10 protein-coding genes are annotated in these 12,515 nt (G+C 29.4%); 4 read left to right on the forward strand and 6 right to left on the reverse strand.

Annotation, left to right across the window (positions count from 1 at the left end; translation table 11 throughout):
- Positions 1-30 precede the first annotated feature (30 nt).
- Together dnaG and N3Z17_RS00470 are read right to left on the reverse strand one after the other, a co-directional pair.
- Positions 31-1,812: a DNA primase gene (gene dnaG, locus N3Z17_RS00465; protein ID WP_282472062.1), complete on the reverse strand. Its 1,782-nt coding sequence runs from the start codon at positions 1,810-1,812 to the stop codon at positions 31-33.
- Between the two features lie 26 nt (positions 1,813-1,838).
- Entirely contained in the window at positions 1,839-2,138 is a 300-nt protein-coding gene (locus tag N3Z17_RS00470) for a hypothetical protein (protein ID WP_282472063.1), read from the reverse strand.
- Between the two features lie 73 nt (positions 2,139-2,211).
- Here N3Z17_RS00470 and uvrC point away from each other — a divergent pair, with 73 nt between their 5' ends.
- From uvrC to N3Z17_RS00490, 4 genes are all read left to right on the forward strand, one after another.
- The gene (gene uvrC, locus N3Z17_RS00475) at positions 2,212-4,053 is read left to right on the forward strand and encodes an excinuclease ABC subunit UvrC (RefSeq protein ID WP_282472064.1); all 1,842 of its coding nucleotides are present in this window, start codon (positions 2,212-2,214) and stop codon (positions 4,051-4,053) included.
- Between the two features lie 10 nt (positions 4,054-4,063).
- A complete protein-coding gene (pgsA, locus tag N3Z17_RS00480; protein WP_282472065.1) occupies positions 4,064-4,612 on the forward strand; it encodes a CDP-diacylglycerol--glycerol-3-phosphate 3-phosphatidyltransferase in 549 nt (182 codons plus the stop codon).
- A gap of 345 nt (positions 4,613-4,957) precedes the next feature.
- Complete coding sequence (locus N3Z17_RS00485) at positions 4,958-7,135, forward strand: AAA family ATPase (RefSeq protein WP_282472066.1); 2,178 nt, start codon at positions 4,958-4,960, stop codon at positions 7,133-7,135.
- A 177-nt stretch (positions 7,136-7,312) separates the two neighbouring features.
- Positions 7,313-7,834: a DUF3576 domain-containing protein gene (locus N3Z17_RS00490; protein ID WP_282472067.1), complete on the forward strand. Its 522-nt coding sequence runs from the start codon at positions 7,313-7,315 to the stop codon at positions 7,832-7,834.
- Between the two features lie 32 nt (positions 7,835-7,866).
- Here N3Z17_RS00490 and N3Z17_RS00495 read toward each other — a convergent pair whose 3' ends face one another.
- From N3Z17_RS00495 to lpdA, 4 genes are all read right to left on the reverse strand, one after another.
- A complete protein-coding gene (locus N3Z17_RS00495) occupies positions 7,867-8,448 on the reverse strand; it encodes a phosphatidylglycerophosphatase A family protein (RefSeq protein ID WP_282472068.1) in 582 nt (193 codons plus the stop codon).
- A 24-nt stretch (positions 8,449-8,472) separates the two neighbouring features.
- A complete protein-coding gene (gene ispD, locus N3Z17_RS00500; RefSeq protein WP_282472069.1) occupies positions 8,473-9,654 on the reverse strand; it encodes a 2-C-methyl-D-erythritol 4-phosphate cytidylyltransferase in 1,182 nt (393 codons plus the stop codon).
- Positions 9,655-10,935, reverse strand: coding sequence for an MFS transporter (locus N3Z17_RS00505; RefSeq protein ID WP_282472070.1), 1,281 nt, complete (start codon positions 10,933-10,935; stop codon positions 9,655-9,657).
- Positions 10,936-11,101: 166 nt separating this feature from the next.
- Positions 11,102-12,511, reverse strand: coding sequence for a dihydrolipoyl dehydrogenase (lpdA, locus tag N3Z17_RS00510; protein ID WP_282472071.1), 1,410 nt, complete (start codon positions 12,509-12,511; stop codon positions 11,102-11,104).
- Positions 12,512-12,515: the final 4 nt, after the last annotated feature.

Below are 12,515 nucleotides of genomic sequence, written 5' to 3' on the forward strand. Positions count from 1 at the left end.
GTTTATTTTTTAGTTAAAAATAATGTAAAATTATTGATTTGCTATCTCATCCTTAAGTTGTCTCTCATACTTCTTTAAGTATAACATTTTTTTCATCAATTTGTCATCAACAGTTAACAACAATTGATTTTTTAATAATTCTATCTCGTCCCTAATAGTTCGCATTTTTTTTATGTTAAATGCTCTAAACAAATTTTCCTTGGCCTCTATTTGGGATTCAAATTTTGTAAATTTAGTCAACTTCTCAATTGTTCTACTGAAATCATTTTTTTCTGTTGGATTTGCAATGCTTTTATTGTAAAATGACAACAACTCATTATCATCACTAAGGGAGAAATCTAACAGCATTTTTCTTATATTGTCAAGTTCATTACATAAATCAGCCTCAATTAGATCTTCTATTATTTTATTATCGTCTAATAAATCTGGATAATTCCATAAAATACTTAAGATAAAAAGACCTTCTTGATATAATTTATTCTCTTTTGATATGACAGAAAATTGGGAAGAACTTAATTCAAAATTTTTTACAGATAATTTTGCATATAATGATTTTCTGAATTTATAAATTAGATCGTAATATTTGTTTTTAAAATGTTGTAAATAACTCTTTTTAAGAGAATAATTAGCTATACTTTCTGAAATTTTTTCCAAATTAACTTTAAGAGCAATTTTCTTCTCAGGAGTGCTTAGGTTATATTTATTTGATTCAATTTCAAATATATAATCAGACAGTGCTATACCTTGAGAGACTAAGTCTTTAAAAAATTCAACACCTTTATTTTTGATAACTTCATCTGGATCTTTCCCATTAGTTAATTTAACAAACTTTAGAGATTTGTTATGAGATATAGATTTTAAACTCTCATATGCAATCTTTCTTGCGGCATTTTTGCCAGCCAAATCATTATCGAAACATATAGTGGGCTCTTGGCATGTATCCCACAAAATTTGAATTTGACTTAATTTTATGCCAGCACCAAGTGGCGCTACCACATTTTTAATTCCACAATTTACTAAAGCAATAACGTCCATATACCCTTCAACTACTATTACGTTACCATCTTTATAAATAATATTCTTTGCATAATTATATCCATATAAATGTTCACTCTTTATAAATATAGGGTTTTCTGCTGAATTCAAGTACTTAGGCTCTCCATCACCTAATATCCTGCCACCAAACCCAATACATTCTCCAGCTCTATTTTTTATAGGAAATATTAAGCGGCCATAAAAAGGATCATAAGTAAAGTCATTTTTTCTATTTATAACTCCTGAATCAAATAAATCATCTTCAGAAAATTCTTTTTTCAACTCACTTAATATAATTGAATGATCTTTGGGTGAAAAACCTAAGTTATACTGCTTTATTATCTCTAATTTTATCCCCCTAGATAAAACATAATTAAGTGCATTTTTACCAATATCACTGAATAATTGCTCCTGGTATAATTCAGCCACTTTTTTGTATATATGAAAGAAAATTTTATCTTTTTCAAATTTTTCAATTTCTTTTTTATTTTTTGTTCTTAGCTTTACACCGGCAATATCAGCTAATTTTTCCAAAGCTTCTTTATATGGAATCCCTTCATCTTGCATTACAAAACTAAAGATATCTCCATGCACACCACACCCAAAGCAATGATAAATACGTTTATCATCATTCACAAAAAAAGAAGGGGTTTTTTCTCTATGAAACGGACACAAACCAACATAACCTGCCCCACCCCTATTTTTAAGTAGAATTTTTTTGGCAATTATCTCAGAAGGTAGAATCCTAGACTTAATCAGTTCAACTTCAGAGCTCATGTTTTAATTAATTGCAATTATGTGTACTAGCCCTTACGACTCATAAGACCTGGTAACTTAGCACCTGCACCAATAGGGGTAACTGGTGGAGAGATTGCAGTCATTGGTGTCAATGATGAAATAGAAACCACGTCCTTCATGCCTTTTAAAGTATTACCTAATCTGGAAATTGCACCAACTGGTGAAGATTCAACAAATGAACCAAGATTTTTTGATTTTTGTAAATTTTCAAATGAAACATTAATATCTTTAAGAGGCGCAATGTCAATGTGCATACCCCCTCCTATAGAACCACCTGTAGTATAATCTCCTGATCCGCCTGCCATAAAAAAATAAACTTATTTCGTTTATTCTACTAAAATCTTATAGTATTATCAAATACTTATTTTTTTTATTGATTTGATTAATATTAATATTAGAAATGGCATTAGTGCTATAAAAAATTGCGCCAATACTCTTGTTTCAAGACCTGGTATTTATAAGATGATTGGTAAGGATGACCAGATTCTCTACATAGGTAAGGCAAAGGATTTAAGCAAGAGAGTTATTCAGTATGCAAATATTAATAATTTATCCTACAGATTAAAAAGAATGGTATCTCTCATAGAGAGAATAGACATTCTTTTTACTAAATCTGAAATTGAAGCATTAATATTGGAAGCAGATTTAATAAAAAGCATCAAGCCCAAATATAACATTGCTTTAAAAGACGATAAGAGCTTTCCCTATATCGTACTAGATAAAAATCATAATTTCCCTAAGTTAAAAAAATTTAGAGGTAAAAAAAATGATGCTTTAATATATTTTGGTCCGTTTTTGTCAGTTGACAAGCTGGACAAAATTATTATTGAACTTCAAAAATTATTTTTAATAAGAAGTTGTAGTGATTATTATTTCTCAACAAGAAGAAGGCCTTGTCTGATGTATCAAATAAAAAGATGTAGCGCGCCATGTGTAAATAAAATAAGCCCAGAGGATTATAGCAAATCTATTACCAATTTAAAAAAGTTTTTATCTGGCAAGACTCAAGAAATTTTTTCAGATTTTATAAGAGAAATGCAATATTATAGTGATGAAATGGAATATGAAAAAGCAGCAAATATTAGAGATAAAATAAAGTTATTAAATTATGTGCAGTCAAAAAATATTTTTCATGGATTTTCTAACAGAAATATTGATATATTCATTTTCTATGAAGAATCTTCTTCGCAAAAATACTGCATACAGGTATATATAATTAGAGACGGTCATAATTTCGGCGATAAATGCCGTTTTTTTGACAGAAATCCAATAGAATCAGAAAAAGAAATTATTTACAGATTCATTATTCAATATTACCAAAATAATGAAATACCTAATGAGATTTGGTGTAATATTGAAAATATGGACTTTAAAAGTATATCAAAAGTAACTCAAAGCACAACTAAATCTAATATAATCCTACCAAAAAATAAGAATGATAAAAATATTTTTAATTTTGTGATTGAAAATACAAAGGAGGTGTATAACAAATACATCCAAAATTATTTAACAAAAATAGATATATTTCAGGATATAGCTAAAAAATTTGCTCTTCCCTTTATACCCGAAAAAATTGAAATTTATGATAATAGCCATAATCATGGAGCTAATCCAGTAGGATGCGTAGTTGTGGTAGGGCAGGAAGGATTCATTAAAAGTGAATATAGAAAATATAAGATTACTAATAAAAAATGTATGGATGATTATCACATGTTAAGAGAAGTGATCAGACGCAGATTTAAAAAGATTGATCAAAGCTCTTTGCCTGATTTAATTATAATCGATGGAGGAAAGGGTCAATTATCCGCTGTAACTGATGAATTTAATAATATGAATATTGGTAATGTCAATATAGTTGCAATGTCAAAGGGATTAAACAGAAATTCTGGAAGAGAATTTTTCCATCAAAATGGAAAATTTTCTTTCCAGATTGATAAGAGTGATAAAACACTGCTTTTTTTACAAAATATTAGAGATGAAGCTCATAGATTTGCAGTGACATCACATAGAAATTTAATGAGGAAAAGTAGTAAGAAATCGGAATTAGATGCGATTAAAGGCATTGGTGAAAAAAGAAAAAGGAGCTTGCTTTTGTATTTTGATTCGCTAAATAATTTAAAATTGGCAAGTGAGGAAGACATTGCTAAAATAGAAGGTATAAACAAGAAATTGGCAAAAAATATTTTTCAGTATATACATAAGTCTAACGACAAAGTGTAAGCACAATATTATGCAAAAAAATATACCAAATATTTTAACTTCACTTAGAATAATTTTAATACCCATTTTGGTGTCAGCATTTTACATTGATTCTAAAATTGCACATTATACCGCAGCTGCAATCTTTATATTTGCGAGTATTACTGATTATTTTGATGGGTTTTTAGCTAGAACATGGAGAGTTCAATCAAATTTTGGAAAAGTTTTAGATCCAATTGCCGATAAATTGCTTGTTGCAGCAACTCTTATGATGATGGTAGATAGAAGCATTGCACCAGTGCTCCCTGCTTTAGTTATTTTGTGTAGAGAGATATTAGTTTCTGGAATGCGCGAATATTTAGCAGAACTAAAAGTAAAAGTAAGCGTGCCAGTAAGTCATTTAGCCAAAATTAAAACAGCTGCTCAGATGATTGCTATCATTATATTACTTTTAGGAGAAGAGACTACAGGGATACCTCATACTAACTTAATTGGAAAGATATCTATTTGGATTGCAGCTTTACTAACCGTTGTAACAGGTTACGGATACCTGCGACAGTGTATTAGAAATTTCAATTAAAATACCATAGAAAAAACACACTTACATAGGGCATTGCTTTAGCTAGCTAGACATTACAACCAGAAAGTTATTTATATTAGGGAGGTCATCGTCAGTTGACGTTCTTCTAATTATAAAATACAATCCACGCATTATAGTTTAGATTTGTAAAAATGATAATTAACATAATTATCGATGAAATTTAATAACTCCAAATGATTTTGTTAGATATATAAACTAATCTCTACTCTATAGATTCTGTATTTAACTCCATATCAACCATCAATTCATCACCAAAATAAATTGTCTTGATACTCACAGTTTTACATAGTACAATCCAAGTTGTGTTGTGTGTAGTTGTTACTGATGTCTACTTCAAAAAAAAATAAAAACAATATTGATGCTGTTACAGATTTTAAGAAATTAGCGGCAAAAAGTAATTTATTATTTGTTGATAAAACATCTTTTATACAACAAGTTATCGATAACAGCCAAAAATCAATATTAATTACATATCCTAGAGGATGGGGTAAAACTCTAAATCTCAATATGCTAAAAGTTTTTTTTGAGCTGGAAAATGCAGATTGCAGGCGAGAAAAATCTGTTACTATGGACAATAGCTGGTTTAGTAATTTTTTTTGGTTTTGGAAAAAAAGTGATCTCGAGATAATTGATAAAAATATTACTTGTAATAAGGACATATTTGAACCTCTTTTTATTAATAGTGTTAATTCTGGTCATTATATGAAATACCAAGGTTCATATCCAGTGATCTATATTAGTTTAAAAGATGTTATTGGAAATTCTTTTGTTAATGTAGAAAAAAGATTAAAATACTTGATAAAATCCTTATATAAGGAGCATTCATATTTAGCTGATAGCGATAAGCTTTGTGATGAGCAAAAATTAGATTTTAAAAAATATATCTATAAAGATCATTCGGGTAACTTTCATTTATTTGCTTTAAAAGAAAGCCTAACATTCCTTAGTGAATTATTATTCAAACATCACGGAAAAAAGGTATATGTGTTGGTAGATGATTACGATGCACCAGTAAAATTTTTATTTCTATATAACCTAGCAGGTAATAGGTTATACAAGGACGATTCCATGATTAGTAAGGTTGCCTCCTTAATATCTAGTACTGTGTGTGCAACTGTGCGAAATAATGAATATACAGAAAAAGTTATTTTAACAGGAACATTTGATCCTACAGTAATAGAATATGAAATGGGCTGTACTAGCATAATGACATACAGCATTAGTGATAAATATTTTAGCAAAAGTTTTGGGTTTTCTGATGAAGAAATCAATAAATTAGTTGCACGACTTTCCTCTATTAACAGCGAAAAAACTGTAAATTTTATAAAAGATTTCTATGGCGGATATATTGTACCTGCTGATTCGCAAGTGCACAAAAGCATTCCGTCAGCAACCATTAAACATCTCAAGTATACACGAGAAAATAAAGAATATTTTGAATTTGGTGATGAAACTATTTTGCGAGCACTATTAGCTCAAGAAGCAAATAAAAATAATAATTTTAGTGAAAAACTTGATGGAATTGCACAACATGGTTCGGTTCAAATGGATTTTAAAAATTACGTTTCGCTATTTGATTATGATTGGTTGGACGAATTAGATAATGAACTCTTTTTTTCATATTTACTACTAAATACTGGCCTTCTTACTGCACAAATCATTAATTCTCAATATAAATTCAGTATTCCCAATAAATCATCATTGCAAGAATTTTTATTAGCTTTAAAGGGAAGTAAGTATGAAAAAATAGCTTATAAATTACAGACGTTTTATCAGCTAGAAATATTCAAGCTGATTGAAAAAAAAGATGAAGAAGGTGCTATAGAAAAATTACAAAAAGAAAAGATTGTATGTGAAAAAAATGCTATGAATTTTAATTTTTTTCATTTAGTGGCAGTTTTCGGTCTTAAAAATGTATTTACGGAATTATTAAGAGCTGAATGTGCAGAAAATTTATATCTTGCTAACGATAAAATAGCGCACCTAAAGCCAGTAGATTACGCTTTTCTATTTAAGAACAGTAATATTCTTCATGAAATGAAAAAGTACCATCAAAATAATAACCAGGAGTCAATTAATATCTCAGAATTGAAAGACACAATCTTTTGTTATATATTTGCTAAAAATCTAACTACTACCTCAGTAACATATGGGGTTGCAAATAATGACAATACTAAAAAAAACTATCATATAAAACTCATAGTTGATATATTTAAGCAAATGACAGAGTTGTATGATGAAAGCGCGGTTAAAAATCAGTGCACTCAACATAGTGATTATGAAAAAATTAATATTTCTAATACGAGTACATTTAGTTCTTTAAAACAATTTGAAAAATATCTTTTGCATAATGAAAATGCCCAAGTAGTAATGAATAAAGATTGCAGTGATAAGCAAACAAAATTATCAGAATTAACTTATCCAATATTTAACAATTCTCTTCATAGTGATACGGAGCTAAAATTTACTTTATGTAATGACCCCATAAAAGATGAGTTATAATTTAAAAGCCGAAATTGCTACTGTATATCAGAAAAATTAATGCCTGTATTTGTTTCACCTATTTTAATTATTTTATCACTATTTGCATTTTATTTTACTTTACTAAGTGTTGAATAATTGACATTTGCTCAATTAATTACTAGTCTAGCGTTCACTAATTAGTATAAATTTTACCATATGTTATACAAAAATTTGAGTTTTATCATTGTTTTAGCTATAACGACCTCACTGTCAGCATGCTCAAAAATTGAGATAAAAAAGGATTACCCAAAAACACGCCAACAAAAAGAAGAAGATAGAATTGGCAAATTAACTGGCGATGGTCTCACTTTTGGTAAATCTACCTCAGGCTCTTCTTCAAGCACAAGCCAAATGAACATCAATAATTACCTGTGGAGAGCATCTATTGATCATGTAAATTTTATGCCACTTAATTCAACCGACTCTCTGAGTGGAACAATTATTACTGATTGGTACAGCATAAATAACAATTCCAAAGAAAGATATAAGGTTAATATCTATATATTTGGAAAAGAATTAGCATCAAGCTCTTTAAAGGTAACTGTGTATAAACGAGTTATAGATAACAATGGAAATTGGAATAATCAGTATTATGACCCCAAATTAGCTGAAAAAATAAAAATAAAAATTATTGAAAGGGCAAGGGAGTTGAAAGTATTAGAGGGTGATAATCAATAACAATATTATTTGACGGGCAATAAAGTAAGTACCTAAATAAATAAATTTGCTATTAAATAAACTACATAAATAGATATTGATGCAAATATAGCTGCTAGTATGTCATCAAATATTACTCCAAATGCTCCTTTATATTTTCTATTAACGTAGTCAATAATCAAAGGTTTTTTAATATCAAAGTATCTGAAGGTTACTAAAGCTATTAGAAATGATAGGTTTTTACTTGATATGTTGGCAGGAATAAGACTAGAAAGATGAAATAGCCAATCTAAAGAAATACATAACGTCAATAACTGACCAATGACTTCATCAATAACAATATAGCTGTGATCATAGGTATTGGTGGCCTTTTGGAATTTTTTTACTGCAATTAGCCCAACAACCAACAGTACTAATGCCGTTAGCAATAATTGAGATTTAGCATTAGCAAATGAATATGAATGGATCAATATATAGTAAAAAATAGGATACGTAGCAATAGATCCAAATGTTCCTGACGCAGGCAATTTACCTATGTAAAACCAGGTCGATATAATAGAATACCAAGAAAATGGAACTTTTATTCTTATTTTTCTTGCGTTTATAATGCCATCTAGACTAAATCTTCTCTTCATAATTTCATTTAAATATAACTTATATTATTCGTCATTAAGTTTATTGCAAACAACACTACATACTGCTTGAGCCGCAATCCCCTCTTGAGTTCCTAAAAATCCCATTTTTTCAGTAGTAGTAGCCTTGACACTCACCATATTAGCATGTATTTCTAAAATTTTAGCTATATTGTCACGCATAACTTTGCTATGTGGCATAATTTTAGGTTTCTCACATATTATTGTTAGGTCTATATTGATTATTTTGGCTCCTGCTTTTCTTAATAAATTCTTAGCGCATTCCAAAAAATAAGTTGAATCCATATTTTTATATTTTTCGTCATTTGGAGGAAATAATTGACCAATATTTCCTAATGCCATAGAGCCAAGAAGTGCTTCTGTAATAGAATGAAATCCAACATCGCCATCAGAATGAGCTATGATAGATTGATTATGCTCAACTCCAATCCCACAAATTTTTATTTCAATATTTTTATCAAATGGCTGGGAAAATCTATGAACATCTATACCTATCCCTGTGCGATAAATTTTTTCATCTCCTATAACGTTTCCCATAATATGTTTGCAAAATTCAATATCAGAAGTATTAGTGATTTTTACATTATTCCTATCTCCCTCAATTTTGCAAACATTAATGTCATTCTTGATGCATAAACTTATATCATCAGTATGATCAATGTTATTTTGTTTATGTAAATCTAAAATTGTTTTATACTTAAATCCTTGCGGTGTTTGCGTGGCATATAGTTTCTCTCTATCGAGTATCGTAATATTACCGTTTTCATCATTATGTTTAATTGTATCATTTAAGCTGATTCCTACGTCCACAACAGAGTGATTTTTAAGTTGTAACACAACTTTATCTATCAATTTTGTTGAAATCAATGGTCTTGCTGCATCATGAATTAACACATTTTCGGGATAAAATTCTTCGAGAGCTTTTAACCCTAAAAATACAGACTCATTCCTTGTTTTACCACCTATAATAGGATTCAATATATTAAGCTCCTCAATCGATTGATAGTACAAATCCCTGTGCTCATTGTTAATTACAACAAGTACGTTATCTATAAAATCACTTGCTAAAAAAGCTTTGATTGTCCAGTTTAAAACAGTTTTACCGTTTATTACAAAATATTGTTTTGGAATCTCATAATTAAATCTTGTTGAGTTGCCTGCAGCAACTATTATTGCTATATTTTTCACTTAGTTCTCTGATAGCCTTTTGTTATACCAATATAAAAGATAAATACAAAAAAGAGAAGGAATAGAAAGCAAAGATGATACAACAAAGAAATTATACCATCCATAAGTTTCTACAACAAAACCTGATGTTGGTGATAAAAATAACCTAACTAATCCAGAAAAAGAGATTAATATTGCGTAGTGAGTTGCAATGTATTTTTTATTACACAATGAACTCATATACGTGATTAATATTATGTTACTCATTCCGTAACTAATACTTTCAATTAAATTGATTACCCCTAATACAACTATATTATTTTTTATGGTTAAAAAAATTAAAAATTGTAAATTCGTAATTGAAGCTAAAATTTCGGCAAAAATTAAATTAAATTTAAACTGTGTTTTCGTTATTAAAATTCCTCCAATAAAAGTTCCAATTATAACCCCTATAATACCGCAAATTTTTGCCACACCTGCAATATCATTTTTGGAAAATCCAATATCCATTAAAAACGGTATAGCCATCGTATCTAAATACGCATCGCTTGCTTTATAAAAAGCCACGGTTGTTAACACCAAAGCAAATTTAGGTATAGTAATTAATATTTTTATTGGCTCTATAAAATTATTACCAAACCAAATTTTATAATTTAGTTTTCTCTTTTCCTCGTTATAACGAATTTTATCATCAGAAAAATAAACCACTACAATGCACGGCAAAATAAATAAGGATAAAATAACGAACACATATTTCCACTCTATTATGGTAGATAAAAATAAACCGAATATTCCCGATATTACAAACCCAATTCTAAATCCATATACTACAAAAGCATTGCCAATTCCTGAAGTGCTTTTTGAAAAAAGCTCAATTCTATAGGCCTCCATAGCAATATCATATGTTGCTCCAATTAATCCAATAAAAATAAGACCCATTACTAGTAGATAAATATTATTTTCTGCATTGATATAACCAAAACTTCCTATTGAGATAAATAGAATAAATTGCATAGATATTATCCAGCTTTTTCTTAAACCAAAATTTTTTGGAAATATCTTTACGCTGTAACTGTCAATAAATGGTGACCATAAATATTTAAATGAATACGGCATCGTCTTTATTGACAATAAACCTATCACTACTAAAGAAAATCCAATATCCTTAAAGTATACCGTAGTTGTAGTTACGAGAAAAGCATATATTAATCCACTGTTAATACCTATGGTTAATGCTGTTGCTAATGATTTTAAAAACCTTAAGTGAAAAACTTTGTTGGTGGTAATATCTCGAGACACCATACTATATATAAAATTTCAAATTGTAGCTCTATAAGTATTAACATTAAGCTTTAAGCTTTATCATCATAACAACAAGACTTTTTAATTTTGTTTGTGCATTTATTTCATCCCACTAAAAGATTACCTTCAATCAGCTCAAATGCATTTGTCGAGGCACATAAAAAATTTAAATATGGATGCTTTTTCCAAAAGCATTTAACACTGATTCATGTATTGCCTCTGATATCGTAGGGTGTGGAAATATAGTGTGCATTAAATCTAACTCAGTTCCTTCAAGTTGTTTGGTTAGAACAAGACCATATATCATTTCTGTAACCTCTGCTCCGATCATATGCGCACCTAATAATTCCCCTGTTTTTTTGTGAAATATAGTTTTAATGAACCCATTGTAATCGCCTAATGCTAAGGCTTTGCCGTTTGCACTTAATGGAAAATTTCCAATATTAATATTATCTTTACCAAATTCACTTTCTGCCTTTGCCTGGGTTAATCCAACACTTGCAATTTGGGGGTGGCAATAAGTACACCCCGGAATGTTTAAAGGGTTAATTGGCTTGGGTTTTTTACCTGCAATAACCTCAGCACTTATAACACCCTCATGACTTGCTTTATGTGCAAGCCATGGAGGAGAAACAACATCTCCTATAGCATAAATATTTTTTTCATCAGTTTGTAAATATTCATTCGTAACTATATATTTTTTATCAGAAATACTTACATTGATTTTCTCCAAACCAATATCTTCAATATTTGCGCTAACTCCTACTGCAGAAATCACTGCATCATATGAAGCATTGCTGTCTTTTGATTTGCTTTTAATTTCAAAATTAATATCACTTTTGTTTATGGTGAATTTTTTAATTTCAGCTGATGTCAAAATTTTAATTCCCTGATTTTCAAATGCTTTTTTAGCAAATTCAGAAATTTCCTTATCTTCATTGATTAAAATTCTGTCTGCGACTTCAAGAATTGTAACATCTACTCCCAAGGCGTTGTAAAAACTTGCAAATTCAACTCCTATAGCACCACTGCCAATTACCAAAAGCTTTTCAGGCAATTTATTAAGCATTAACGCTTGCCTATATCCCATAATAATCTCGCTCTCTTTAGGCGACAGCCCTTTTAAAAATTTTGCCTTTGCCCCTGTTGCAATAATAATATTCTTCCCAGTTACCTTGAAAGATTTATTATCCCTTGATATTTCAATACAGTTTTTGTCTAAAAATCTCCCATACCCTTCAATTATTGAAATTTTATTTTTATTAAGCAAATGTTTAATTCCGCCTGAAAGCTTATTTGATATTTCCCTTGATCTTGCAATGACTTTTGCAAAATCAACTTTATACCCTTCACATTTAATCCCAAACTCTTCTGAATTTTTTATATAGTGTAATATTTCTGCCGTACGAAGCAACGCTTTTGTTGGTATACACCCCCAATTAAGACAAATCCCACCCAGGCTTTCTTTTTCAATAATAGCGGTCTTTAAGCCTAATTGAGATGCTCTTATTGCTGCTACATAACCTCCGGGACCTGATCCAAGAACTAAAACATCATATTCAAAGTTGTTTTGCATATAG

Source organism: Candidatus Bandiella numerosa, from assembly GCF_029981845.1.
Taxonomy (GTDB): Bacteria; Pseudomonadota; Alphaproteobacteria; order Rickettsiales; family Midichloriaceae; genus Aquirickettsia; species Aquirickettsia numerosa.

Coding starts and splice junctions, on each gene's coding strand:
- dnaG (WP_282472062.1), bottom strand. CDS start 1,812: ATGAGCTCTGAAGTTGAACTGATTAAGTCTAGGATTCTACCTTCTGAG.
- pgsA (WP_282472065.1), top strand. CDS start 4,064: ATGCAAAAAAATATACCAAATATTTTAACTTCACTTAGAATAATTTTA.
- lpdA (WP_282472071.1), bottom strand. CDS start 12,511: ATGCAAAACAACTTTGAATATGATGTTTTAGTTCTTGGATCAGGTCCC.
- N3Z17_RS00505 (WP_282472070.1), bottom strand. CDS start 10,935: ATGGTGTCTCGAGATATTACCACCAACAAAGTTTTTCACTTAAGGTTT.
- N3Z17_RS00485 (WP_282472066.1), top strand. CDS start 4,958: ATGTCTACTTCAAAAAAAAATAAAAACAATATTGATGCTGTTACAGAT.
- N3Z17_RS00470 (WP_282472063.1), bottom strand. CDS start 2,138: ATGGCAGGCGGATCAGGAGATTATACTACAGGTGGTTCTATAGGAGGG.
- N3Z17_RS00490 (WP_282472067.1), top strand. CDS start 7,313: ATGTTATACAAAAATTTGAGTTTTATCATTGTTTTAGCTATAACGACC.
- N3Z17_RS00495 (WP_282472068.1), bottom strand. CDS start 8,448: ATGAAGAGAAGATTTAGTCTAGATGGCATTATAAACGCAAGAAAAATA.